The sequence below is a fragment of the Klebsiella sp. 141153 genome, from assembly GCF_032601995.1.
GTDB lineage: Bacteria > Pseudomonadota > Gammaproteobacteria > Enterobacterales > Enterobacteriaceae > Klebsiella > Klebsiella aerogenes.
This window is the reverse complement of record NZ_JAQIRJ010000012.1, coordinates 1-24,796: the sequence shown is the minus strand read 5'-3', so window position 1 is coordinate 24,796 and position 24,796 is coordinate 1. Positions and strand designations below refer to the sequence as shown.

At 51.0% G+C, this 24,796-nt stretch carries 22 protein-coding genes and 2 pseudogenes; 21 read left to right on the top strand and 3 right to left on the bottom strand.

Annotation, left to right across the window (positions count from 1 at the left end):
• Positions 1–166: 166 nt before the first annotated feature.
• Complete coding sequence (locus PGS10_RS20370; protein WP_047047293.1) at positions 167–1,252, bottom strand: LacI family DNA-binding transcriptional regulator; 1,086 nt, start codon at positions 1,250–1,252, stop codon at positions 167–169.
• Positions 1,253–1,441: 189 nt separating this feature from the next.
• On the opposite strand from PGS10_RS20370, the gene PGS10_RS20365 reads away from it, so the two are divergent.
• The 8 genes from PGS10_RS20365 to PGS10_RS20325 all read left to right on the top strand — a co-directional run bounded on the left by PGS10_RS20365 (position 1,442) and on the right by PGS10_RS20325 (position 7,719).
• Positions 1,442–1,882 carry a PTS sugar transporter subunit IIA gene (locus PGS10_RS20365; RefSeq protein WP_045393081.1) on the top strand — a complete coding sequence of 147 codons (441 nt, stop codon included), beginning with the start codon at positions 1,442–1,444 and terminating at the stop codon, positions 1,880–1,882.
• A 10-nt stretch (positions 1,883–1,892) separates the two neighbouring features.
• Positions 1,893–2,159: a PTS sugar transporter subunit IIB gene (locus PGS10_RS20360; RefSeq protein WP_045393078.1), complete on the top strand. Its 267-nt coding sequence runs from the start codon at positions 1,893–1,895 to the stop codon at positions 2,157–2,159.
• Between the two features lie 31 nt (positions 2,160–2,190).
• A complete protein-coding gene (locus tag PGS10_RS20355; protein ID WP_015366288.1) occupies positions 2,191–3,453 on the top strand; it encodes a PTS ascorbate transporter subunit IIC in 1,263 nt (420 codons plus the stop codon).
• A 21-nt stretch (positions 3,454–3,474) separates the two neighbouring features.
• Positions 3,475–4,152: a D-allulose 6-phosphate 3-epimerase gene (gene alsE, locus PGS10_RS20350; RefSeq protein ID WP_032711805.1), complete on the top strand. Its 678-nt coding sequence runs from the start codon at positions 3,475–3,477 to the stop codon at positions 4,150–4,152.
• Positions 4,153–4,431: 279 nt separating this feature from the next.
• The gene (locus PGS10_RS20345) at positions 4,432–4,896 is read left to right on the top strand and encodes a PTS sugar transporter subunit IIA (protein ID WP_316423398.1); all 465 of its coding nucleotides are present in this window, start codon (positions 4,432–4,434) and stop codon (positions 4,894–4,896) included.
• A gap of 52 nt (positions 4,897–4,948) precedes the next feature.
• Complete coding sequence (locus PGS10_RS20340) at positions 4,949–5,260, top strand: PTS fructose transporter subunit IIB (RefSeq protein ID WP_001028229.1); 312 nt, start codon at positions 4,949–4,951, stop codon at positions 5,258–5,260.
• A gap of 43 nt (positions 5,261–5,303) precedes the next feature.
• Complete coding sequence (locus PGS10_RS20335) at positions 5,304–6,410, top strand: PTS fructose transporter subunit IIC (RefSeq protein ID WP_316423397.1); 1,107 nt, start codon at positions 5,304–5,306, stop codon at positions 6,408–6,410.
• A gap of 442 nt (positions 6,411–6,852) precedes the next feature.
• Positions 6,853–7,719, top strand: coding sequence for an aldo/keto reductase (locus PGS10_RS20325; protein WP_316423448.1), 867 nt, complete (start codon positions 6,853–6,855; stop codon positions 7,717–7,719).
• A gap of 125 nt (positions 7,720–7,844) precedes the next feature.
• On the opposite strand, the gene PGS10_RS20320 is transcribed toward PGS10_RS20325, so the two are convergent.
• Together PGS10_RS20320 and PGS10_RS20315 are read right to left on the bottom strand one after the other, a co-directional pair.
• Complete coding sequence (locus PGS10_RS20320; protein ID WP_047047283.1) at positions 7,845–9,524, bottom strand: glycoside hydrolase family 43 protein; 1,680 nt, start codon at positions 9,522–9,524, stop codon at positions 7,845–7,847.
• Between the two features lie 35 nt (positions 9,525–9,559).
• On the bottom strand, positions 9,560–10,999 hold the full coding sequence (locus tag PGS10_RS20315) for an MFS transporter (RefSeq protein WP_161801886.1): 1,440 nt from the start codon (positions 10,997–10,999) through the stop codon (positions 9,560–9,562).
• A 594-nt stretch (positions 11,000–11,593) separates the two neighbouring features.
• Between PGS10_RS20315 and PGS10_RS20310 the strand changes: the two genes are divergently transcribed.
• The 13 genes and pseudogenes from PGS10_RS20310 to PGS10_RS20250 all read left to right on the top strand — a co-directional run.
• Positions 11,594–12,976 (top strand): carbohydrate porin, encoded by a 1,383-nt coding sequence (locus tag PGS10_RS20310; protein WP_316423396.1) that lies wholly within the window; start codon positions 11,594–11,596, stop codon positions 12,974–12,976.
• 401 nt (positions 12,977–13,377) lie between these two features.
• Entirely contained in the window at positions 13,378–13,869 is a 492-nt protein-coding gene (gene tssB / locus PGS10_RS20305; RefSeq protein WP_015366297.1) for a type VI secretion system contractile sheath small subunit, read from the top strand.
• Positions 13,870–13,911: 42 nt separating this feature from the next.
• Positions 13,912–15,447, top strand: a complete 1,536-nt coding sequence (gene tssC, locus PGS10_RS20300; RefSeq protein WP_316423395.1) for a type VI secretion system contractile sheath large subunit — start codon at positions 13,912–13,914, stop codon at positions 15,445–15,447.
• A gap of 119 nt (positions 15,448–15,566) precedes the next feature.
• Positions 15,567–16,058 (top strand): type VI secretion system effector Hcp, encoded by a 492-nt coding sequence (gene hcp, locus PGS10_RS20295; RefSeq protein WP_015366299.1) that lies wholly within the window; start codon positions 15,567–15,569, stop codon positions 16,056–16,058.
• A gap of 165 nt (positions 16,059–16,223) precedes the next feature.
• Positions 16,224–18,854 (top strand): type VI secretion system ATPase TssH, encoded by a 2,631-nt coding sequence (tssH, locus tag PGS10_RS20290; protein WP_316423394.1) that lies wholly within the window; start codon positions 16,224–16,226, stop codon positions 18,852–18,854.
• Positions 18,855–18,999: 145 nt separating this feature from the next.
• Positions 19,000–19,275: pseudogene (locus PGS10_RS20285) on the top strand (contractile injection system protein, VgrG/Pvc8 family); the annotation flags it as partial.
• Between the two features lie 41 nt (positions 19,276–19,316).
• Positions 19,317–20,891 carry a type VI secretion system protein TssA gene (gene tssA / locus PGS10_RS20280; RefSeq protein ID WP_045398046.1) on the top strand — a complete coding sequence of 525 codons (1,575 nt, stop codon included), beginning with the start codon at positions 19,317–19,319 and terminating at the stop codon, positions 20,889–20,891.
• 54 nt (positions 20,892–20,945) lie between these two features.
• A pseudogene (locus PGS10_RS20275) lies at positions 20,946–21,242 on the top strand (type VI secretion system baseplate subunit TssF); the annotation flags it as partial.
• A 19-nt stretch (positions 21,243–21,261) separates the two neighbouring features.
• Positions 21,262–21,447: a hypothetical protein gene (locus PGS10_RS20270; protein ID WP_015705642.1), complete on the top strand. Its 186-nt coding sequence runs from the start codon at positions 21,262–21,264 to the stop codon at positions 21,445–21,447.
• A 203-nt stretch (positions 21,448–21,650) separates the two neighbouring features.
• A complete protein-coding gene (locus PGS10_RS20265) occupies positions 21,651–22,202 on the top strand; it encodes a DUF3304 domain-containing protein (RefSeq protein ID WP_316423393.1) in 552 nt (183 codons plus the stop codon).
• Positions 22,175–22,525, top strand: a complete 351-nt coding sequence (locus tag PGS10_RS20260; RefSeq protein WP_316423392.1) for a hypothetical protein — start codon at positions 22,175–22,177, stop codon at positions 22,523–22,525. The genes PGS10_RS20265 and PGS10_RS20260 overlap by 28 nt, the downstream gene beginning before the upstream one ends.
• A 179-nt stretch (positions 22,526–22,704) precedes the next feature.
• Positions 22,705–23,274: a DUF3304 domain-containing protein gene (locus tag PGS10_RS20255; RefSeq protein WP_047042468.1), complete on the top strand. Its 570-nt coding sequence runs from the start codon at positions 22,705–22,707 to the stop codon at positions 23,272–23,274.
• On the top strand, positions 23,247–24,796 hold a 1,550-nt coding region (locus PGS10_RS20250; RefSeq protein WP_316423391.1), incomplete at its 3' end, for a T6SS phospholipase effector Tle1-like catalytic domain-containing protein. The genes PGS10_RS20255 and PGS10_RS20250, both read left to right, overlap by 28 nt.

Sequence of the window (24,796 nt, the reverse complement as noted above, 5' to 3'; positions counted from 1 at the left end):
CCTGATGGCGTCAGGCAACCATCGCTAACCACAGAACTGGCGCGGCTTGCAGCGCCAGTCTCTCTTTCTGACCATTTCCCGCCGCAGATGAAAACATCACTTTTCTGACTCATAGTTATCCTGCCGTATTTGGCGGGATAACAAATCAATAAATATGTCACTAAAACTACGGCTTTCTGGTGCTGGCGCGAACTTGTAACGCTGAAGGTAATTCAATGAATTTATCTGTCGAATTACCCGCCAGGAGCTCCAGCAATGTCTGTCCTGCGAGGGTTCCCGTTTCACTCCAGGGAAATTCGACGGCAGTCAGCGCCGGTGAACAAACGGCGGCAAGAGTCCCTCCGCTCAGGCTTGCCAGTGCCAGAGAGTCGGGCACTTTTTGCCCCGCGCCATGGCAGGCCATAATGCAACCGCAGGCGATTTCATCGGATGTGCAAATCAGCGCATCCAGTTCGGGCCAGGTGATACGAATATCACCGAGCAGGTTCAGGCCGGTCGTAATACCTGCCGCCAGGTGAGAGGTCACCACGCGATGCGGAGAGTGGTTAACGGAGAGCATCGCGCTGTTCCAGCCGCTCAGGACCTGGCGAAACATAATGTTATTGGAAGCCGTGCAAAGCAGGCCGATATTTTTGTATCCGGCCTGTACAAGCGAGGTGACCAACTTTTTGATGGCTGCAGCATAGTCAACACCAATGCTAACCCAGCTCGCATCACGATTGATGGCGCCAATCTCAACCACCGGCACGCCGGTATTACTTATCATTTGCGAACAACTGCTGATGTTATCAATATTGAATTGAACAATCGCAGCCGGGTTGTAAGCGAGCATTTGCGCAAAAGCTTTTTCTTCACTCTGTCCACCCTGGCCGGATTCGATAAACATCATGCTATAGCCCTGGGTCGCAAGCACGGTCTGCAGTGTTTCGGAGACGGCAAGAAAGCCCGGGGAGGAAAAAGAGGGAACCACGCCCATCACCAGGCTAGAGTCAGCGGAGGCAAGGTTGCGGGCCTGCAGATTTGGCACATAGCCCAGTTCGCTTACCGCTGCTTCTATGCGTGTGCGCAGTTCAGGGTTCACTTTTTCAGGCATCCGTAACGCGCGAGACACGGTCATTGTGCTAACGCCAACCAGTTTTGCTACTTCAGCGAGCGTAATTTTACCGGTATTTTTTCTGCGTTTTTCTCTCGCGCCATCGTCCGCTTCTAACGTCTGCACTGATTTCCTCCTTTCGCCTGACTGGGCAGCCATTGTAAATGATATTTAGCGCTTTGCGCATTGCCCAACAGCAAAGTAATGATAAGTATGGTTTATCAAGTTAGCGGTAACAATAATTTTAACACAGCTACCATGTTAGCGCTAACTTTGCGAGGGAGATCACGGTAAGCCGTAAAGGCATTCCACTATAGTAGGCGCACCTTAAACGCCATCGGGGTATTTATGATTACGACCTGGCTACCCACGGAAAATATCCAGATTGTAGATTCAATTAGTGACTGGAAACAGGCAATTACATTATCGGCCCAACCCTTATTGGCGAAAGAGGCGATTACTGAAAATTATATTCAGGCCATTTTTAACAGCCACCAAAAACTTGGTCCTTATTATGTTTTAGCGCCTGGTCTGGCGATGCCACATGCTCGCCCGGAGCAAGGGGCTATTAAAAACGGGCTATCGCTATTACATATTAAAAAAGGCGTTTCTTTTGATTCGGAAGATAATGACCCTATTTACGTCGTGATTATGCTGTGTGCGCTTTCGGGAGATGAACACATCAATATGATTACAGCACTGGCGGACATTTTTAGCGATGATGAACGACTCTCAGCACTGCTGAAAGCATCATCAATGAAAACAATTCAAGCCGTTATCAATGGATAATGAGGTAGAGATGAAAAAGATTCTGATTGTTTGTGGTAACGGTTTAGGTAGTAGCTTTATCGTTGAAATGAACGTAAAAAAAATCATTACAGAGTTGAATAAAGAAGCAGAGGTTTCCCATACCGATCTGACTTCAGCAAAAAGCGAAACTGCCGATATTATTCTTAGCGCCAGGGATATAGCTGAACATCTGTCCAGCCATTCTGCACAGGTTTTTGGTTTATCTAACCTGCTGGATAACAATAAAATCAAAGAAATTCTTTCCGAGAATCTCTGATTAATTATTTGCGGCCTTACGGAGTCATTCTATGCTGCAGTTTATTATTCATGATGTGTTGGGCACACCAGCAATACTGGTCGGTCTGTTTTCCCTGATCGGCTTATTATTGCAGAAAAAAGCAGTTTCCGACGTTATTTCCGGAACCCTCAAAACCATTATGGGGTTTGTGATATTAACATCCGGGGCGGCGATTGTCGCCACGACGTTAACGACGTTTAGCCAGCTGTTTGAGCACTCCTTCCATATTCAGGGGGTTGTACCCAATACTGACGCCATGGCGGCGCTGGCGCAGAAAAACTACGGTACTGCGACAGCCATGATCATGGTGCTGGGGATGTTGTTTAACATCGTCCTTGCCCGTATTACGCCGCTGAAATACATCTTCCTGACCGGCCACCACACGCTGTATATGTCGGCGATGCTGGCTGTCATTCTTTCTGTCGGCGGTCTGTCGCCGTTCTGGGTGGTACTGGTGGGGGCAGTAATCCTCGGTATCATGATGGTGGTCTCTCCGGCTATTCTGCAGCCATTTACCCGCAAAATTACAGGCACTGATGACCTGGCGCTGGGCCACTTTGGTTCAACCGGGTATCTGCTGTCGGCGCTGGTGGGGAAGGCGATCGGTAAAGGCAGCCCGTCGATTGAAGAGCTGAAAGTGCCGAAAACGCTGAACTTCCTGCGTGACTCCTCGGTAGCCATCTCGCTGACGATGATGATTCTGTTCCTGATTCTGGTACTGGTCGCAGGTAAAGAGTTTGTTGAGACCAGCATCAGTGGTGGTCAGAACTTTATTATCTTCGCCATTATCCAATCGCTGACCTTCGCGGCAGGCGTGTGGATCATCCTTGCGGGTGTTCGCATGATTATTGCCGAAATTGTTCCGGCCTTTAAAGGCATCGCCGACAAGCTGGTGAAAGACGCGAAACCGGCGCTCGACTGTCCAACCGTTTTTCCGTTCGCCCCGAACGCGGTGATCGTCGGCTTCCTGTCAAGTTTTGCCGCTGGTCTGGTGAGTATGTTCCTGTGTCCGCTGCTTGGCCTGAGCGTCATTGTTCCCGGCCTGGTGCCGCACTTTTTCTGCGGCGCGACGGCGGGCGTTTACGGCAACATCTGCGGCGGTCGTCGCGGCGCGGTGGTGGGGGCATTCGCCCACGGTCTGTTGATTTCTTTTTTGCCCGCGATTTTGCTGCCCCTGATGGGCGACCTTGGCTTTGCATCCACCACCTTTGGCGATGCGGACTTTGGCGTTGTTGGCATCATTCTTGGGCATGTCGTGTCACTGTTTAACTAACTAATTTTAAAGAGGTGAGGTATGGCAGCTAAATTTTCGCCCTCGTTAATGTGTATGGATTTAACGCAATTCAGAGAGCAAATTACGGCAATGAACGGTCGGGCTGATTTTTATCACGTCGATATTATGGACGGTAACTATGTGAAGAATATTACGCTATCACCGTTTTTTATCGAAAACCTGAAAAAAATTACCGATGTGCCGATCGACGTACATCTAATGGTGAATCACCCGGAAGATATAATTCCAATGTGTATTGATGCCGGGGCCGATATTATCAGCTTCCACCCTGAGACGGCGAATAACAAAATATTCCGTCTGTTGAACCAGATTAAAGACGCTGGTCGTCGCTGCGGCGTGGTGTTGAACCCTGCTACACCGGCGGATGCTATTAAAGAGTACGCGCACCTGCTGGATAAAGTGACCGTCATGTCGGTTGACCCAGGCTACGCAGGTCAGAAGTTTATCCCGGAGTCGCTCAATAAAATTAAACAGCTGATCGCGATGCGCGAAGCGCATGGGTACCACTATCTGACCGAAATTGACGGCTCCTGTAACGAGAAAACTTTTAATGTTATCTCCCAATCGGGCGTTGACGTCTTTATTGTGGGAACCTCGGGCCTGTTCTCCCTGGCGGATAATGTCAGCGATGCATGGGATAAAATGGTCGATATCTATCAACGCGAAATCGCTGCCTGAAAATTGCAGCGCGCTCAGCCGTATTGAGCCATTGTGCGGTGCAAAGAGTCTATTTAACCGGTCTGTCTTTTTGCCTTCGCGTTAGATTTATATGGTTGAGAGCGCTGTAACCCTTTTTATATCTGGAGTTCGCGTGCGGCGCCTCGTCGCACGCTTGCGGATGCTATCTATTGATGCTGTCCGGCCACCGAGGCGCCCCGACAGGTTTGGCAGACTGCATGGTGGCAGAAGCTGGTATCGCTGATTAATAATGATTATTTATATTAACGAAGGTAACTTATGGACATTTCGAGTGTACTGAACGTAAAAAATATCAAATTGAACATGATGGCTAAGAGTAAAGAAGAAGCAATTGAAGAATTAGCTGACTTATTAGTACGTGATGGAGCAGTTATTAATAAAGATATTTTTCTGAAAGATGTTTGGTTACGTGAAGAACAGGGCTCCACTGGATTCGAAAATCATATAGCGATCCCGCATGGTAAATCCTCAGGCGTAGCCCGTACGGCATTGGCCATTGGACGAACCCAACATCATATCCCCTGGGAAACGATGGATGGTAGTGACGTTCGTTGTATTATTTTATTTGCTGTATGCCTGGTGGATCAAAATACTACCCACATCCGATTATTATCCCAGGTTTCAGGTTCACTTGCCGATGAAGAGATAGTAGAAAAATTGCTGATGGAAGATTCCACTCAAAAAATTATTGATCTTTTAAATGCTGAAGGTGCCAGCGCTTAAATTAATTGTCAGATCTGCCATAGTATCTAAAAAACCATTCTGGAGAATAGTTATGAATATTGTTGGAATTACAGCCTGCACTGTAGGTATTGCACACACCTATATTGCGCAAAAGAAAATTGAAATAGCTGCAAAAAAGGCCGGTCACAATGTCAAAATCGAAACGCAAGGCACTATAGGTATTGAGAATGCCTTGACCGCTGAAGAAATTGCACAAGCCGACATTGTTCTGTTAGCCGCCGATGTTAAAGTTTCCGGTGAAGAAAGGTTTGCCGGAAAGAAAGTCGTCAAAGTACCAACGGAAATGGCAGTTAAATCACCAAATAAGCTTATTGAAAAGCTTGGTGAATTAGTCAATTCATAACCCCTACCTATGCGTATCCTATATAAAATAAAGGGCGTAATTTATGAATATAAAAGAAATATGGAAAGCAGCAAACCCTAAAGGTCATCTGCTGACTGCCATCTCATTCTTGATTCCGATTGTCTGTGGCGCTGGGTTTATTATTGCCATCGGTATGGGTTTTGGCGGGACGGTTCAGGACACTTTAGTATCGGGTCAATTTGATCTGTGGCAGGCTTTCGCTACCATGGGAGCTAAGGCACTCGGACTATTACCCGTCGTTATTGCTATCGGAATTTCCGGTTCGATCGCAGGTAAGCCCGGTATTGCCCCTGGTTTTGTTGTCGGTCTGGCCGCTAATGCTATTGGTGCGGGTTTTATCGGGGGAATGATCGGCGGCTACATTTCCGGGTATATTGCTCTTGCTATCATTAAAAATGTGAAGGTTCCTGGCTGGGCTCGGGGTTTAATGCCGACATTGATTGTGCCATTTTTTGCATCCATTTTCAGTGCTCTGCTCATGGTCTATATCATCGGCACGCCTATTGGTATTTTTACCGATGCACTCACATCGTTCCTGAGAAGTATGGGAACTTCATCTAATTTAGTGTTAGGTGCTGTTATTGGGGCGTTGTGTATCGTTGACTTTGGTGGGCCGATCAATAAAACGTGCTTTGCATTCGTCTTAACCCTCCAGGCACAGGGTATAAATGAGCCAGTTACGGCCCTTCAGTTAGTCAACACGGCAACACCTATCGGTTTTGGGCTTGCATTTTTTATCGCTAAGCTGCTTCGCAAAAATATCTATAATAACGAAGAAATCGAAATGTTGAAGTCGGCGGTTCCTATGGGGGTAGTGAATATTGTTGAAGGATCTATCCCTATAGTGATGAATGATATCGTTCGCGGTATTGCAGCAGCGGCAATCGGCGGTGCTTGTGGTGGTGCAATCACCATGGTTTATGGTGCGGATGCAACTGTACCTTTTGGCGGGGTATTAATGCTCCCAACAATGTCAAATCCTATGGCAGGTATTATGGCATTAATAGTTGATATTTTAGTAACAGCAACCATCTATGCTGTCATCAAAAAAGATGTTCCTCGCGATGTTGTTATTAATAACGATCAAGAAGAGGAAGATATCAACTTCGATGATATTAAGATTAGTTAGATATATGCATAATGGCATGTCGTAACTTGATGTCGCGTTCACAATACAATGTGATAATAGAATGTTATTGTTTTTGCGACATATATTATTTCTGCATTCTGTTCTAATCGCCACGAGTAAAAAATGGGTCGCCAGGGTGGCCCATTTTTTACAGGCATGTTATCAGAGTTACTTAAAAAGACTATCTAATAATCAATTGCGGCCCTGACGATTAACGTTGGGTGAAGAGCATGAGGGTAAATAGCAGCAATATTTTGTGGTTCAGTCTTAATCATCGTTTCATATCCGGCATTAATTCAATACGTTCGCCGCTCTGTAGCGTTGCGCCAATCAACCTACCTGTATTTATGAATTCAATGCATAGGTCAAATCAGAAATGACAGACTAATCATGTTGGCATTCCGGGCCTAAAATGATGTTTTCACATGACGGGAGCCTTTTCATGGAATACACAGTTTTAAGTAACAACCTCAACATGCCGATGGTCGGTTTTGGCGTGTTTAAGGTTACCGATAAAGAAGAGTGTAAGCAGTCGGTATTAAGCGCTATTCGTACCGGTTATCGCCTGATTGATACCGCTGCCGTCTATGGCAATGAAGACGCCGTGGGCGAGGCGGTTCGTGAAGCTATCGCCGAAGGGCTGTGTACCCGTGAGGAATTATTTATTACCTCAAAACTGTGGGTTCAGGACATGGCCAATGGCGATATGGCCAAAGCCGGTATCGAGGCGTCACTGAAAAAATCGGGCCTGGATTACTTCGATCTCTATTTATTGCATCAGGCCATGGGCGATTATTTCAGCGCCTGGCGCGCGTTGGAACAGGCTTATGAAGCCGGTAAATTGAAAGCCATTGGCGTGTCCAACTTCTATGCGCATGTCTTGGCCAACTTTTGCGAAACCGTCAGAATTAAACCTATGGTCAATCAAGTCGAACTGCATCCTTACTTTGCGCAACCCGCAGCGCTGGAAACCATGAAGCATTATAACGTTCAGCCTGAAGCCTGGGCGCCGTTAGGCGGTGGCAGATATAAACCTTATGAAGATGCAATGCTTCGGGGGATTGCCGCTGCTCATCAAAAAACCATTGCTCAGGTTGTCCTGCGCTGGAACGTGCAGCGCGGTGTCACGGTGATTCCTAAATCCACTCGGCAGGAACGGATTGCAGAGAACTTTGCAATCTGGGATTTCTCACTGACTGACAGCGAAATGGCGCATATCAGCGCACTGGATTTAGGCTATGTGGGTGAAGCGGTGAAACACTTTAATCCTGAATTTGTTCGCGGTTGTCTGGGGGTTAAAAAGCAGTAGAAAAGTCATAATGAGACGGTGGGGGAACCCACCGTCCTGATATAAACATTGCCAATCCACAGATCTTCGCTTTCATCTTACCGGGTTAATCTGCGCCAGGTTGACTATAAAAGATGTTCATCAAACTAACCAGCACGTAGCTCGCCAGCCTCCCAGCTATAAACATCATCGCCAATTAATGAGTCGCCCAGTTCCTGATAATCGAAATGGTAAAACTCGGCGCTGACGTCATAACCGGAGTAGTCTACTGCAGCAAGACCTACAAATGCCCCAGTAAAGAAACCGCCATAGCTCTGCAGGACATAGTCATCAGAAAGAACAGCGGCATCTAATATCACCGGGATTTCAATAAACGCGATGCCGTCAAAACTATACTCATAGCTATAGGTCTGCTTCCTGACTTTCGTCCGTAACCATACGTATTCGACGTTTTCAGGAACCTTAATCGCATTATCTTTCAAATATGAAGTATATTTTCCACGGTTGTTTTCGGCGACCTCAATGACTCTGCCGTTAATTTCATTCCAGGTGATAAAAGCAAAACTCCAGTGGCGATCGTTGTAGTAATTTGTTAACCCGGCCATTTGTTGGTAACTAAAGGGATTAAAGACTACTTTAACTTCAGCATTAAAGTAAAAGGCTTGCCAGCGGCGGGCAATCAACGACAGGTCATGGGTGTTCGCTAATGACCCCTGACCGATTAAGGTTAGCTTTCCGTTGCCTGTGCTACCCATTTTTTCGCTAAAAGGTACCCGAAGGGTATTCCAGTTGAGATTGAGCGCTGGTGTTGTAAATTCATCATGTTGGCTGTTGTCTTTCGTGCTTTCGGTATAAATGGCGTCTTTTGGTCCCTCGACAAACGTTCTACCGCCGTGACCGCCTTCCACTCGTGGCCAGCCATCGTCATCCCAGTACACCTTTTGGATAGCCGTTTCCCGGCCAAGCGTGGACCAACCGCGTGGATCATAAATTGACTCACCAGGGCGATTCCATGGACGAGCGCACAGCGAAGCATAATACCACTCGCCTTCGGGCGTCGAAACCAAAGCCCCGTGTCCTTGTTTCTGGATATAGCTGTCAGGGGTATCAACGTTAGTTAAAAATACCTCCCCAGGCTCAGTTTCAAAGCTATCGGCGTTTAATGTCGTGGAACGCGCCACCACCTCCTGATGAGTAAATACCGTTCCCCCCTGAGCGGCAAAGAGATAGTAATAGCCGTGCAGTTTATAGAGATGCGGCCCCTCAACGAGCGCCACCGCGGTACCGCGATAAATGGTTCTTGCTGTTTCGGGCATCAGTTTTAGCGTTTTAGTATCGAGTTCAGTCAAGGTAATGCCGTCAAAAGGATGATGGTACTCTCGATGGTCCCACGTTTGCTGCACGATATATTTACGGCCATCATCATCATGAAAAAGTGAAGCATCAAAACCTACGCCATTAAGTTTGACCGGCGAACTCCACGGGCCGCGAATATCAGTTGCGGTGGTCAGGTAGTTTGTCATGTCTTTAAAGGCACCCTCGGTGACTTTCACATCGGTATACACTAACCAGAATTTGCCATCCGCATAAGAGAGCGCCGGAGCCCAGATGCCGCCTGAAGACGGATTGCCTTTCATATCTAAAAGAGTAGTGGTCGACAATGGTGACGGCAGCAGATTCCAGTGCTGCAAATCCTTTGACTCATGCAAACGGACGCCGGGAAACCATTCAAACGTCGAGTTGGCTATATAGTAGGTGTCCTCAACACGGATAATGCTGGGGTCGGCATTAAAGCCACGCAAAATAGGGTTTTGGATAAGAGACATATCATTATACCTTTATAAATTTAATCGTATTGGTTTTACACCCGAATCTCATCAAGCTGGCGGTTAATGTCGCTGACGTGTTTGTCTGAGATAGGATAAATTTGCATGATGATCATCGAGACAATCGCTAAGGCGATGGGGATCCAGACCGCTGTCATCATGATCCCGTCGATAGCGCTCGCGCTTTGTTGCGCGCCGGTTTCATTAAAACCATAGACGGCCAGCAACCACAGAGGAATAGCGCCCCCGATGGTAAAGCCAATCTTGAAAAAGAGTCCCATAATCGCGTTGATGATTGCCGCATTTCGCTTACCAGACTTTAATTCGCCATAGGCAATCACTTCAGGTACCAGTGCCCACATAAATCCGGTGGCTGAGGTTAAGCCCCACTGTTTAATAAATGTGGCGATATAAGCAAGCCACAGCGCATCGTGCATACCTTCCCGTGACCAGACATACGTTAATAACTCACCGACAATAAACATCCCCAGGAAAATGTGGAAGAAGCCTTTCTTACCAAAAATTTTCTTAAGTTTTGGCCAAAAAATAGGGAACGCAATACCCGGTATTGAGGCGACCAGACCGACGGCGCCCATCCACTCAGAGTGACCAACCACATACTGATTGAAAAAGCCATTTACCGTGTTCATAAAGAACATGAAGGTAAAGGCCAGCATGAAAAATAGTCCAAGAATGACAAGAGGACGGTTATTTTTGAGCTCAAGGAACAGATCGGTTGTTTTGACATTCGCCGTCTGTTCTGCGGTTGCAACGACGCGTTCTTTGGTGAATTTATAACAAATAAAAAGTGCCACCGCGCCTAATAACATATAAACGGAGTAGACGCCGAACCAGGCGTAATTCGCTGATGGGTCGGTATAGTTACCAAGGTTGAGTTCAATGCCAAAAAAACCAGTATCCTTGAGGCTACGATCTTTTGGTGAAGCCATTTGTACGAACATCGGAAACAGGGTATAGACTAAAAGGTTGGCGCTATTAGCCAGCATCATTCGCGTACTGGTTAATTTATCAATTGATTCGGGATCTCTGGTTAGCGAGGCATTAAGAGAACCGTAAGGTATATTGACCAGGGAATAGACTAAATCCAGCGCTAAATAGATGATAAAAGCAAACGGTACGGAGCCTCTGACGCCCGGAATGGGGGCAAAAAGCAAAGCGGAAAGAATCACTAGCGGCACTCCGGCTCTTAATAGCCAGGGACGATATTTCCCTGCCGCGGAGGTCCTTTTGTCCACATAGGTTCCAACCATCGGATCCCAAAAAACATTGATGATTCGGACAAAAAGAAAAATGAACCCCGCAGTGGCTGTACTGATCGTATTTACCGTCAACATATGTAGAGCAAGAAAGCCGCCGATCGTGCCGAAAACCAGGTTTTGCGCAAAATCGCCCATACCGTAGCCAATACGTTCCCCGCGAGTTAATTTATGATATTCATCATTGCGATTTTGCATTATGTTTTTACTCATTCTGAGCAGACTCCGGTTTGTTGTGTGAATGTGAAACACTTTCTGACACAAAAGATCGCGAAGAATCTATTACGTTTTTAAATTAATTAATTATGTTTTTTTACTTCTGTGATCCTCAAAGCAAAGGCCGTTTGGCATTATCTCTGTACTCTATATGGATTTTATGATGTTGAATATATGAAAGTGATATTTGCGATATGGCTCACATTTGAGTGTTTTCTCAATCGCTGAGTGAAATAACGTAATTGAGCAGCCGGTTTATAGAATACAGGATGTGTCATAGTTGTTACATTTCTTACATCCACCAATATTGGAGTGTTCATGCAATCTTAGGTCAAGTGCAGCGCGATTAATGGTTTTGTTCACCATACAATGAAATTCAACTGGCAAGTCTCTGCGGCGTTGCTTGTTTTAGCGCTAATCATTAATTTAATTGTGGGAAAGGAGAACGTTATTCGTATAAAACCTCTGTAGTCGAACAAAATAAAAATTAAATTGTTCTCACAGTAGCAACATATTCTGCGTGGCCAGAGTGAGATTGTTATTGCCTGAATAAAATTAACCTCTATTGAGATAATGATGACAATGATAAGAAAGCTTCCATTAACTATGGCGGTCATCGCCGTGTTTTCTCCGCTTACCTCTGTAACAGCCCAAGAATTTACCCAGGAGCAGATCGACGCCATCGTCGCGAAAGCCGTCGATAAAGCGCTGGCCGACCGCCAGGCCAAAATCGACGCCGCGGCTAATAAGAAGGTCGATGTTATAACCAACCCGCAAACCACCGCGGCTTCGCCGGATCTGGCGATCCCTTTCGGCCTGAAATTTAGCGGTTACGCCCGCTATGGCGCCCACTTCCAGACCGGCGACCAGAAATATGTCGGCGTCGACGGCTCCTATAACGGCGCCTCGGCGATCGGCCGTCTCGGCAACGAAAGCAACGGCGGCGAATTCCAGATCAGCAAAGCGTTCAAAAGCGCGCAGGGGGCCATCTGGGATCTCAACGTCATGTTTGACCACTGGAGCGACGAGGTTAACCTGAAAAAAGCCTACGTCGGCGTCACCAACGTCCTCGAATCTAACCCCAACGCCTATATCTGGGCCGGCCGCGACTTCCACCAGCGCCCACAACAGGGGATCAACGACTACTTCTGGATGAACCACGACGGCCAGGGCGCCGGGGTGAAGAATTTCGATATCGGCGGCGTGCAGTTCGACGTGGCGACGGTGTCGCAGGTGAAATCCTGTAGCCCGGAAGTGATGGCCGACGAGACCAACCCGTCGCGCATCACCTGTACCGGCAGCTCCGATACCGGCGACAACGATCACTACGCGCTGACCACCAAAACCCACAACATCAAGGCCGGGCCGATCGACGTCGAGGTATATGCCAACTACGGCTTTGACTCAAAAGCGGTGGACAGCGACGCGCGCCTCGATGCCTGGCAGGGCGGGCTGGTGCTGAGCCATAGCAACGACAGCGGGGTGAACAAAGTTATTCTGCGTTACTCCGACAACTCGGATAACAGCGTCTATAACAAGACCGACGACCTGACCACGGTCTATGCCAGCTTCGAGGGCAGCCATAAATTCACTCAGCAGGCGCAGATCGAGTATCTGCTGGCCTTCCACGATTACGACAACGGCAAGGACAATACCGATAACCGTAAAAACTACGGTGCGATCGTCCGGCCGATGTACTTCTGGAACGACGTGCACTCGACCTGGCTGGAAGCGGGCTACCAGCGCGTTGACTACGACCAGGGCGGGGATAACCACGGCTGGAAGCTGACGCTGTCGCAGAACATCGCCATCGGCATGGGGCCGGGGTTCCGCCCGATGCTGCGCTTCTATGTTACCGGCGGCCAGGTGGATAACGAGCACACCGCGAAAGTAGACGGCACCAGCGACGAGCGGCTGGATTCGCTGAACATCGGCGGTATGTTTGAGGCCTGGTTCTGAGAGAATGTTTTTTACGGGAATACCAGACTGGCCTACGCCAGTCTGGTAGTTTTTGACACCCAAAATGCTATTTTATTAACGTCTCTATTAATAGTTCCTTTTAATAATTCATTTATTAAAAGGAACTATTTTATTTCGACGCTGAAAGTTGAATTTATCACATTTAAATAGTTTCCATCTGTGATTGAGTGAATTATATATTGGTTATCGTGTTGAGATTGCATAAGTTATTGGTTGAAATGATTGCTTGCCGGCGATATTGATCTATGCCAATTAAATGACTTGTTATCTCTGGATCTTCGTATCTGCTGGTTGATATATTGCCCTGATTTCTTTAAACATAACGTTGTGAATAAAACGAAATTTACTCCGCAATCATTCCTTAAGGAAAAGGGACCGCTATGGCTGATTCATTCCAGAATGAGGTGCCGAAGGCACGTATTAATTTAAAATTATCCTTACATACCGGGGGGGCGCAGAAGAAGGTTGAACTACCGCTTAAACTGCTCACCGTTGGTGATTTCAGTAATGGAAAAGAGCATCGACCATTGGCCGAGCGCCAGAAAATAGATATCAATAAGAATAATTTTAATAGTGTGCTTTCTGAATTTAACCCAGAGATCAATCTCACCGTTGAGAATACGCTGGCTGGGGATAACTCAGAAGACAATGTTAAACTGCGTTTTTCCGATATAAAAGACTTTGAGCCCGAACAGGTTGCCCGGCAAATCCCTCAACTCCGCGCCATGCTGGCGATGCGTAATTTATTACGCGATCTCAAATCGAACCTGCTTGATAACGCTACTTTCAGAAAAGAGCTTGAGAGAATCCTTAAAGATCCAGCTCTGTCCAGCGAATTACGCGCCGAAATGAGTGCCCTTGCCGGGAAGTAAACGGCGGTCATCTCTTTTAATGGATTAACCGGGAATATGCTGATGTCTGTAAATACTGAAACGAACCCCGTGCAGGGGCAAACTGCCGTAATGAACAAAGAAAGCGTTTACGCTTCTCTGTTTGAAAAAATCAATCTGAGCCCGGCATCAAGCCTTGGCGATATTAATGTCTTTCTGGACGACGCGGCGCTATCAGAGGCCACGGCGGGGGAACGCCTGACCGCGGCGATGCAGGTTTTTATGGACTGCATTCGTCAATCCGGCCAGCAGGTGGAGAAACTCGATAAAACGCTTATTGACCACCACATCGCGGACCTGGATTTTCGTATAAGCCGTCAACTTGATGCTGTTATGCATCACCCGGAGTTCCAGAAGGTGGAATCTCTGTGGCGCGGCCTGAAGCAACTGGTAGATAACACCGACTATCGCCAGAACGTGAAAACCGAAATCCTCGATGTGTCCAAAGACGATTTACGTCAGGATTTTGAAGATGCGCCAGAGGTGATACAGAGCGGCCTGTACTGGCATACTTACACCGCCGAATACGACACCCCCGGCGGCGAGCCGATAGGATCGGTAATATCGGCGTACGAGTTTGACGCCAGCCCGCAGGACATGGCGCTGTTGCGTAATATTTCGAAAGTCTCCGCTGCGGCGCATATGCCATTTATCGGCGCCGTAGGGCCGAAATTTTTCCTCAAGGATTCAATGGAAGAAGTCGCGGCAATTAAAGATATCGGCAACTATTTCGATCGCGCTGAGTACATTAAATGGAAATCGTTCCGCGATACCGATGACTCGCGCTATATCGGCCTGGTCATGCCGCGGGTATTGGGCCGTCTGCCGTATGGGCCGGACACGGTTCCGGTGCGCAGCTTTAACTACATTGAGCAGGTAAAGGGGCCGGATCACGAAAAGTATCTGTGGACCAGCGCGTCATTCGCCTTCGCCTCGAACATGGTACGCAGCTTTATTCAAAACGGCTGGTGCGTGCAAATCCGTGGCCCGCAGGCGGGCGGCGCGGTGAAAGATCTTCCCATCCACCTCTATGATCTCGGCACAGGAAATCAGGTGAAAATCCCTTCCGAGGTGATGATCCCGGAAACCCGTGAGTTCGAATTCGCCAATCTGGGCTTTATTCCGCTGTCTTATTATAAGAACCGTGACTATGCCTGCTTCTTCTCAGCTAACTCAACTCAGAAACCCGCGCTGTACGACACCGCGGATGCGACAGCCAATAGCCGTATCAACGCCCGCCTGCCGTACATCTTCCTGCTATCGCGCATCGCCCACTACCTGAAACTGATCCAACGCGAGAACATCGGCACCACCAAAGATCGCCGCCTGCTTGAGCTGGAGCTCAATACCTGGGTTCGTGGCCTGGTTACGGAAATGACCGATCCGGGCGACGAGCTGCAGGCCTCACATCCGCTGCGTGATGCGAAAGTGGTAGTGGAAGATATCGAGGATAACCCTGGCTTCTTCCGCGTCAAGCTGTTCGCGGTGCCGCACTTCCAGGTGGAAGGCATGGACGTCAATTTGTCTCTGGTTAGCCAGATGCCGAAGGCGAAGGGGTAACACGCCTGTCACTATCCAAGTCGTCTGGCTCGACAGGCTACAGCCTGTCTGGCGACAGACAACACACCTGCGCCATCTCAGGATGATGGCGTGTTAAAAAATGAAATGGAGTAATTAACATGGCAATACCAGTCTATTTATGGTTGAAAGACGACGGCGGGGCGGACATTAAAGGTTCCGTAGATGTGAAAGATCGTGAAGGCAGCATCGAAGTAGTGGCGCAGGAGCATAACCTGTACATCCCGACCGACAACAACACCGGAAAGCTAACCGGCACGCGTATCCACACGCCGTTTCTGTTTACCAAGGAAATCGACTCCTCAAGCCCCTATCTCTACAAGGCGGTGACTACCGGCCAGACGCTGAAGTCTGCCGAATTCAAGTGGTACAAAATCAATGATGCTGGTCAGGAAGTGGAATACTTCAACACCAAACTGGAAAACGTGAAAGTGGTGAAGGTCAATCCGCTGATGCACGACATCAAGAACCCAGCCTACGAGAAGCACAGCCATCTTGAGCAGATTGAACTGCGCTACGAAAAAATCACCTGGACCTATAAAGACGGCAACATCATTCATTCCGATTCATGGAATGAACGAACGACAGCCTGACGCCCGAAGCAGGCGGTTCGCCGTCTGCTTTTTTGCTAAGCGCCAGTGACCGTTGGCTTTTAGCAAAAATAATCAGCCTGCCCGACCTTGTGCGCTTTGGTCTCCTGCATCACGGGAAACGGCGATGGGCGGTAGCGTGTCCGGAATCGACAAAGAGAGAGCCTCATGGAAAACCCAGCCATTCTGTTACGCCGTTTAAACCCTTATTGCGCCCGCGCCCTGGAAGGCGCCGCTTCGTTGTGCCAGGCCCGCGCGCATGCGCAAATCCTTCCCGAACACTGGCTGCTAAAACTATTGGAGCAGGGCGAGGGAGACCTGACCGTATTAGCGCGGCGTTATGAGTGGGATATGGACGCTATCTGGCAGGATCTGCTCTCTTTTCTGGAAACGCTTCCGCGCTCGGTACACAGCCGGCCGCAGCTGTCCGGCAGCATCCAGAGCCTGATGCAGGAGGCGTGGTTAAGGGCTTCACTGGCGGGCGAGACCTCTCTACGCAGTGTTCATCTACTGATGGCGTTAGTCAGCAACCCAACGCGGGTGCGCTGTGACAGTCTGTGGCCGCTGTTAACGTTGGGGCAAGCGCAGCTTGAACACCTGCGACCACTATTAGATATGCAGTCTGATGAGCGCCCGGAATTACAGCCAGATGAACCAGGCCACGTTGGCGATGTGGAGTTTGTCGGCCGCCCCGTGGAATCGGGCGTGAAGTCCGCTGAGATGACCCCTGCGTTACAGAACGCGCTGGACAAATTTACCCTTGATATCACTGCTCGCGCCCGCGAAGGCAAAATCGACCCGGTCTTTGGTCGCGATAACGAAATTCGTCAAATGGTGGATATCCTGTCGCGCAGGCGAAAAAACAACCCAATCCTGGTTGGCGAACCCGGTGTCGGCAAAACTGCGCTGGTCGAAGGGCTGGCGTTGCGTATCGCGGAGGGCAACGTGCCGGACAGTCTGAAGCCGGTTTCATTGCGTACGTTGGATCTCGGCTTACTGCAGGCCGGCGCAGGCGTTAAAGGGGAATTCGAACAGCGGCTTAAGAACATTATCGAAGCGGTACAGCAGTCGCCTGTTCCGGTGCTGCTGTTTATCGATGAAGCTCATACTATCATCGGCGCAGGCAACCAGGCCGGTGGCGCGGATGCCGCTAATTTGCTCAAACCGGCCCTGGCGCGCGGCGAACTGCGAACTATCGCCGCCACGACCTGGAGTGAGTATAAGCAGTACTTCGAGCGTGATGCCGCGCTGGAGCGCCGCTTCCAGATGGTCAAAGTCGACGAACCGGACGATGACACCGCCTGTCTGATGCTACGCGGGCTGAAATCTCGCTATGCTCAGCATCACGGGGTACATATCACCGATGAAGCCATTCGCGCTGCCGTGACACTTTCCCGACGCTATCTCACCGGCCGCCAGTTGCCAGATAAAGCGGTGGACCTACTGGATACCGCATCGGCCCGCATTCGCATGGGAATCGATACGGTGCCGGAATTGTTGACGCGTATGAAAGCGCAAATCACGGCGCTGGAAATGGAAAAACAGGCGTTGCTGGAAGATGCCATGGTCGGTAGCGGTAGCGACGAAGCGCGGCTGGCGGCAATTGAGCTGGAAGAATCGCGTATTATTTTACAGCTTGGTGATCTGGAAACGCAGTACGGCCTGGAACTGAAGCTGACCGAGCAACTGCTGAGCTGCCGAGCCGATCCTTCCCGCCGCAAGGAGATCGGCGCATTACAGAGCCAACTTGCCAGCGTCCAGAATAACCATCCGTTGCTGGGGCTGGATGTCGATTTACGTACCGTAGCAACGGTGATTGCCGACTGGACCGGGGTACCGCTCTCTTCATTGCTGAAGGACGAGCAGACGGAACTGCTGAGTCTCGAATCTCATTTGGATAAACGAGTGGTGGGGCAGGATATGGCGCTAAACGCCATTGCCAAGAGACTGCGGGCGACCAAAACCGGGCTTGCACCGGATAACGGCCCGCAGGGCGTATTTCTGCTTGTCGGTCCGAGCGGCACTGGAAAAACGGAAACCGCGCTGGCGCTGGCTGATGAGCTGTTCGGTGGTGAGAGATCGCTGATTACCATCAACCTTTCCGAATATCAGGAGCCGCATACGGTGTCCCAACTGAAAGGTTCGCCTCCCGGTTATGTCGGCTACGGTCAAGGGGGTATTCTCACCGAAGCGGTACGCAAACGCCCGTACAGCGTGGTACTGCTTGATGAAGTGGAAAAAGCGCATCGTGATGTGATGAATGTGTTCTACCAGGTGTTCGACCGTGGCTTTATGCGCGATGGCGAGGGACGCGAAATCGACTTTCGCAATACGGTGATCCTGATGACCTCAAACCTCGGCAGCGATCGGCTGATGCAGAGGCTGGAGGAGCGGCCGGAAGCGACAGAATCCGATTTACATGACCTGTTGCGCCCGGTGCTGCGAGAACATTTTCAACCAGCGCTGCTCGCGCGTTTCCAGACCATTATTTACCGTCCGCTCAGCCAACTGGCGATGCGCAAAATTGTCAACATGAAACTCAACCAGGTCAGCCAGCGTTTGTATCGTCACTACGGTATGACAACCGATATTGCCGAAAGCTTGTACGACGCGTTGACGGACGCCTGCCTGCTGCCGGATACCGGCGCGCGTAACATTGACAGCCTGCTTAATCAACAAATTCTACCGGTGCTGAGTCAGCAACTGTTGAGCCATCTGGCGGCAGGGTTGAAGCCGCAGAGCCTTTCTCTGGATGTCGATGAAGAAGGCGACGTGGTCATGGAATTTAGCCACTCCTGATGAGAATTTCTTAGCGTCAACCCCATCCCGGTACAGGATGGCGCGGGCGATGGGCAAGCAGAACACTATCTGCAGGGCATTGCGGTCTTATGGAGAAAAAATATGACCTGGATGAGTTCGTTGGGCCGTGAGCGCAACACAACCGCAGGAGCATAACCTGCATGGTTGGGAATATGAATTTAATCTCAAGCAAAGCTACCCAAAACGCGAACAGATAAACCAGTATCGCGAGAGCGACCTGGCGTTTATTCAGCGCCTGCTGGCTGAAGTCGGCATATTCTATTATTTCACCCTGCAGGAAGAGGCGCAGAGCGAAGTGGTGAATTTCGCCGATGCGCAGCGCACGTTGATATTTGGTAAGACACTCCCCGTCAACAGCCCGTCGGGAATGAGCGACAGCGGGGCGGAGTCCGTATGGGGCTGCGAGGCGGAGAGTGAACAGCGCAGGGAGGATCTTTATTAATGGCATCAGTTCTTACATTGATTAGTGCGAGCCAGGTAGCGCCGGAAGCGCTGGCCGCACAGACCCAGCAGCGTTTGCTGCTGTGGGAAAACTGGCTGCAGCCGGTCACGACCGAGCAACCAACGGGCGATGATCCCGGCTATGACGATGATTTCCAGTTGATGCGCGAAGAAGTGAATAAGCTATCCGGCGCCAATACCGATCTGATTTGTCAGCTTGCGGAAAAGCTGCTGACCACCGTCACCCAGGATATCCGCGTCGCCTCATACTACGCCTGGGCCCGCCTGCACCGCGATGGCGAAGCGGGTCTGGCTGATGGGCTGGAATTACTGGCTGGATTAATGCAGCGTTTTGGCGTGAGTCTACACCCGCAGCGGGATCGCAGCAGGAGAGCTGCCCTTGACTGGCTGGCGAGCCAGCGCATGCTCGACAGCCTGTCGTTATACCCGGAGGTATGCAACAGCGATGCGCTACGTATCACCGGCGCGTTGCTGATCATGGAGCAGACGCAAGAAGGGGCGGTCCCCGGCGCGTTGTGCGCCGCCCTCGAAACCCGGTTAATGAAATCCGGCGGGCCAGAAGCTGTGGTCCCGCAGAATATCAGCGATGCGCCGCTAGCGGCGGTGGGGGGCAGCGCGCCAGTGCTCAGCGGTATCACCTCTGGTCAGGAGCTGCTGACGCAGGCGCGGGTGCTGGCAAAGTATCTCAGCGACCAGCCGGATGGCTGGCTCTCTGCCCACCACCTGATAAAGAGCATTCGCCATGATACGCTGCATCAGTTGCCGCCGTTACTGGCGGACGGCAGAACTCGTATTGATCCGCCAAAACCGGACCAGCGGGCGCTGCTGAAAAGGCTGTATCTCCAACAGAGCTGGATGGAATTACTCGAGCAGGCCAGCGAGATGTTTTCCCGCGGCGCAAACCATCTGTGGCTGGATCTGCAGTGGTATGTTCACCAGGCGCTGTTGAAATCCGGGCGCGACGCGCAGGCCGCTATTATTCAGCATGATCTGCAAGGACTGCTGGCACGTTTGATCGGCCTGGAAGGGTTGGCGTTTAACGATGGTACGCCGTTTGCCGATGAGGTGACGCTGAACTGGATACAGCAACAGGTGCTGGATAATGCAACCATCTGGCTGGACGACACCGCTTCCCGCGCCGTCACCGCTTCCGGCGACGACAACATCCTTCAGTTAGAGCCGGAGGCGCTGGCTCTGGTCGACAGCGATGGCGCTGAGGCGGCGCTGACCTGGCTGCAACATCGTCCGGGTATCACCACCCCCAGAAGCCGCTGGTTACTGCGATTATTGATGGCGCGGATTGCCGAGCAGAGCGGGAAAAACGAACTGGCGCAACATCTGCTGGCGGAACTGGACGTGCTGGCAGCCACGCTGTCACTGGCGCAATGGGAACCGGAACTACTGTTTGAAGTCCGAGCGCGTCATCTGCGGCTGTTGCGCGGTAAGGCCGGACGCAGCGAAACGGAAAGAGCTCGTCTGCAGTCGCAGATGGACCGTTTGCTGGCGGACCTGATTGCTATTGACCCCGCCCGCGCGGCGGTGCTGTGCGTTTAAACGCCTGATGCTCGTCATGGACGAGTAACGGATAACATACGATCGATGATTTAACCTTGTGCTATTTCGATGCTGGATCTCGACAAAGCCGGTACGCCGGATCCCTACGTAGAGCGTCTATTTGAAGGGGTTGCTTTTTCCATGGAGCGCTTGCGGGAAAAGATTGATGACGACCTGCCTGAGCTTACCGAAGGGCTGGTTAGCATGCTGTGGCCGCACTATCTGCGCACCATTCCGTGGCTATCGGTGGTGGCGCTGACGCCGGAACTACCGACGATGAAGATGGCGGAAACGGTGCCTGCCGGGCTGGAGATATATTCCCGCCCGCTGGGGCCGAAAAATACCGTCTGCTGCGCCGCCTGCGCAGAGCGTGGGGCCGCGTGAGGTACCGTTTATCGACAAGGATCGGCTGGACCACGCGGCGTGGGGCTATGACTTTGCCCACACCGGCATCGTGGCGCAGCTGGGTTCGCCGCAGATGCTGGATTTTTACGATAATAGCGTCCTGCCGGGCCTGCGAGTAAAACAATTATTGAACTTAATATCGGCGAAATAATTAATACACGCACGAACGGATATGAAATAACTGCTGAGAATATTTATCGTGGCCAATATTCATTGACCGCTACAAATATCATCATCAGTTATATATGGAGGTTCATCTATTAGCATAAATACAAGCATTTAATTACGCCATTTATTAATAAGTCATCACTTTGTATTTGTAAGGACACATCAAAGATAAAGCATATCCGTATTTTGCCCGGCGGGCTGGCGGTGCTGGCCGCCGTTTTTCTCTGCCTGCTGACGGCCTGCCGCGACCACAGTCGCGACGGCATGAGCGGCGCTGATATAAATGTCTATAACCACGGTCCAGACGCCATTGTTTCTATGCAGGTTGACGGCTACGGCGGGCCAAGGGCGAATCCCTACGGCGGCGGCGGCGGCTTCTGCTGCGTGATGGTGCCCAACGACTGGCGACCGGGCCTGACGGCAAAAATCACCTGGACTTCCGACCCTAACTCCTGGATGAAATCGAGTGAGATGCCGGACGATTATGAAACTCACTATCAGAAACATGGGCCGATTACTGTCCCTATCGAACGTTGGGAGAAGGGGCAGGCCTGTGGCTTTGATGTGCATATTTTCCCCTGCGATAAAGTGCGGATAGTGCGTTCCTGCATCCCGCCTGGGCAGCCGGGCTACCCGGTACTCCAGTCTCCTCCTGACTGGGAGCAACGAGCGGATAAGATCATTTTCAAACATATCAAGGAGGAGATCGTATGTCCGACACCGCAGAGTCCACGCTGAATGCCCTGAAGGCGCTTATTGCGGCTTTTCAGACCGGCGCCACCCCGGTCACGGTTAAAACCTCCACCGCGGAAGCGGCCAGCTTACCGCCGAAGTTTCCCGGGCCGGATGATAAAAACGGAGAAAAGTCTGCCGATAACTCTGTGCAGCAGAAAGCCGAATACAACGAGCGCGGCCGCCTGCCGGCGAGCAGAACGCGGGCCGAAGGCAACTACGCCAGGCAGTATCTGGAAGGATATGTCGGGGAGTCTGAACATCAATCGGACAAAAAAACGGAGCCGGGCTGTCCCGCCAGCCTGCATACACAATTCGCTGCTGACTAATATTGCCCGGCTCTGGTCTATGAGAAACCGGTATTGATATTTGTAGCGGCCCATTTTATTTGACCGCTACAAATATCATCATCAGTTATATATGGAGGTTCATCTATTAGCATAAATACAAGCATTTAATTACGCCATTTATTAATAAGTCATCACTTTGTATTTGTAAGGACACATCAATGATAAAGCATATCCGTATTTTGCCCGGCGGGCTGGCGGTGCTGGCCGCCGTTTTTCTCTGCCTGCTGACGGCCTGCCGCGATCACAGTCGCGACGGCATGAGCGGCGCTGATATAAACGTCTTAAACCACGGTCCGGATGCCATTGTTTCGGTGCAGGTGAACGGCTACGGCGGGCCTGGAGCCAATTCCTACGGCGGCGGCGGCGGCTTCTGCTGTGTGATGGTGCCCAACGACTGGCGGCCGGGGCTGACGGCAAAAATCACCTGGACTTCCGACCCTAACTCCTGGATGAAAATAAGCGATATGCCTGACAACTATTCACAATACTATCAGCGCCATGGACCGATCACCGTTCCCATTGAGCGCTGGGAGAAGGGACAGGCCTGTGGCTTTGAAGTGCATATTTTTCCCTGCGATAAGGTAAGAATTGTTCGTTCTTGTCACGATCGCTCATCTCCGGAATATCCGATACATCGTGCGCCCGATGAGGATGAAAAAGCGAAAAAAATATTATTTGACCATGTTAAGGAGAACATCGTATGTCCGACACCGCAGACTCCACGCTGAATGCCCTGAAGGCGCTTATTGCGGCTTTTCAGACCGGTGCCACTCCGGTCGCAGTCAAAACCTCCACCGCAGAAGCGGCCAGCCTACCGCCAAAGTTTCCCGGGCCGGATGACAAAAAGCCCGCGGATAACTCCACGCAGCAGAAAACCGAATACAACGAGCGCGGCCGCCTGCCAGCGAGCAGAACGCAGACCGAAGGCAACTACGCCAGGCAGTACCTGGAGGGGTATGTTAAAGAGTCCGATCATCAACCGGACAAAAAAACGGAACCGGGCTGCCCGGCCAGCCTGCATATCAGCCTGTTCTTCGACGGTACCTGCTGTAATGAAGAAGATGGTGATGAAGTGTACGGCTCGCGAAACCCGCCGTTGACCAATATCGGTCGCCTCTACCATGCAGCAAACTGGAACGGACAGTCGCCGCCAGCGGAAGATGACGGCTACTTCAGCTATTACTTTCCCGGCTGTGGGGCGCGCTTTCCTGAGATTGACGAAGGGCACTACTCGCTGGACGGCGAGCTGTTTGCTAACGGCGGTGAGGACCGTATCAATCAGGCGCTGCTTAAAACCTACAGCAGCATTTGCTATGCGGTGAAAAAGGAAAGGATAGAAGACAGCGAACTGACCAGATACCGGAACAGTATGGCCACCGTCTGGCCCTTCTCGCGGCTGACCCAGAAGTTCAACCGTAAAAGCGCGCTCGATGAGTTCTGCGACGGCCATCTGGGTTGCGTGGTCAACCAGTGGCCGCGGCAGCCAACACGGCTGCATATCCAGCGCTCGCAGCGGCGCATTGCCAAAATCAAGCTGTTCGTCTACGGCTACTGCCGGGGGGCCGCCACCGCCCGCGCCTTCGCCCGCGGGCTGGAGTCGCTGCTCGATGACGCTAAAATGCCGCTCGATGCGACAAATATGCTGCCGGCGGGGACGGTGGTTCCGGGGGGACCCACGCTGCTGGGCATTCCCGTCAGTATCGAGTTTATGGGGCTGCTGGATTCGGTCTCTGCGGTTGGTGTGCCGCATATCCTGCCGTCGGCCACCGGTCATCTGGGCTGGGCGGCCAACAGCCTGCGGCTACCGACCACCAAAGGTTTTTTAAAAAGCTGCTACCACTTTGTCGCCGGCCACGAGCAGCACGGCGACCTGCCGCTGGACTCTATCCGCGGTCCGGACGGGAAATACCCGGCGGGAGCGGTGGAGGTGGTCTACCCCGGGATGCATGCCGATGTCGGTGGCGACTGTAAGCCCGCGGAGCTCGGCAAGGTGCAGACCGACGCCCGCAGCCTGCTGTCCAAGATTGTGCTGCACGATATGTATGCCGCCGCCTTTGATGCCGGGGCGCCGCTGAGCGTACCTGAGGAAGTGATGCCCGGCGGCGCCAAAGAGAAAACCTACCGGATAATGACTAATAATTTACTGGACCAATTCAAAATCTCCGAACAGGCGATCGCCCTGTTTAACGCCTGGCAGCAGGCCGGGGCGCAGCAGGCGGGGGCGAAGACCGAAACGCCGGCCGTCAACGA

Coding starts and splice junctions, on each gene's coding strand:
- PGS10_RS20370 (WP_047047293.1), bottom strand. CDS start 1,252: ATGGCTGCCCAGTCAGGCGAAAGGAGGAAATCAGTGCAGACGTTAGAA.
- PGS10_RS20360 (WP_045393078.1), top strand. CDS start 1,893: ATGAAAAAGATTCTGATTGTTTGTGGTAACGGTTTAGGTAGTAGCTTT.
- hcp (WP_015366299.1), top strand. CDS start 15,567: ATGGCAATACCAGTCTATTTATGGTTGAAAGACGACGGCGGGGCGGAC.
- tssH (WP_316423394.1), top strand. CDS start 16,224: ATGGAAAACCCAGCCATTCTGTTACGCCGTTTAAACCCTTATTGCGCC.
- tssB (WP_015366297.1), top strand. CDS start 13,378: ATGGCTGATTCATTCCAGAATGAGGTGCCGAAGGCACGTATTAATTTA.
- PGS10_RS20325 (WP_316423448.1), top strand. CDS start 6,853: ATGGAATACACAGTTTTAAGTAACAACCTCAACATGCCGATGGTCGGT.
- PGS10_RS20355 (WP_015366288.1), top strand. CDS start 2,191: ATGCTGCAGTTTATTATTCATGATGTGTTGGGCACACCAGCAATACTG.
- tssC (WP_316423395.1), top strand. CDS start 13,912: ATGTCTGTAAATACTGAAACGAACCCCGTGCAGGGGCAAACTGCCGTA.
- tssA (WP_045398046.1), top strand. CDS start 19,317: ATGGCATCAGTTCTTACATTGATTAGTGCGAGCCAGGTAGCGCCGGAA.
- PGS10_RS20365 (WP_045393081.1), top strand. CDS start 1,442: ATGATTACGACCTGGCTACCCACGGAAAATATCCAGATTGTAGATTCA.
- PGS10_RS20255 (WP_047042468.1), top strand. CDS start 22,705: ATGATAAAGCATATCCGTATTTTGCCCGGCGGGCTGGCGGTGCTGGCC.
- alsE (WP_032711805.1), top strand. CDS start 3,475: ATGGCAGCTAAATTTTCGCCCTCGTTAATGTGTATGGATTTAACGCAA.
- PGS10_RS20340 (WP_001028229.1), top strand. CDS start 4,949: ATGAATATTGTTGGAATTACAGCCTGCACTGTAGGTATTGCACACACC.
- PGS10_RS20320 (WP_047047283.1), bottom strand. CDS start 9,524: ATGTCTCTTATCCAAAACCCTATTTTGCGTGGCTTTAATGCCGACCCC.
- PGS10_RS20260 (WP_316423392.1), top strand. CDS start 22,175: ATGTCCGACACCGCAGAGTCCACGCTGAATGCCCTGAAGGCGCTTATT.
- PGS10_RS20345 (WP_316423398.1), top strand. CDS start 4,432: ATGGACATTTCGAGTGTACTGAACGTAAAAAATATCAAATTGAACATG.
- PGS10_RS20315 (WP_161801886.1), bottom strand. CDS start 10,999: ATGCAAAATCGCAATGATGAATATCATAAATTAACTCGCGGGGAACGT.
- PGS10_RS20310 (WP_316423396.1), top strand. CDS start 11,594: ATGACAATGATAAGAAAGCTTCCATTAACTATGGCGGTCATCGCCGTG.
- PGS10_RS20335 (WP_316423397.1), top strand. CDS start 5,304: ATGAATATAAAAGAAATATGGAAAGCAGCAAACCCTAAAGGTCATCTG.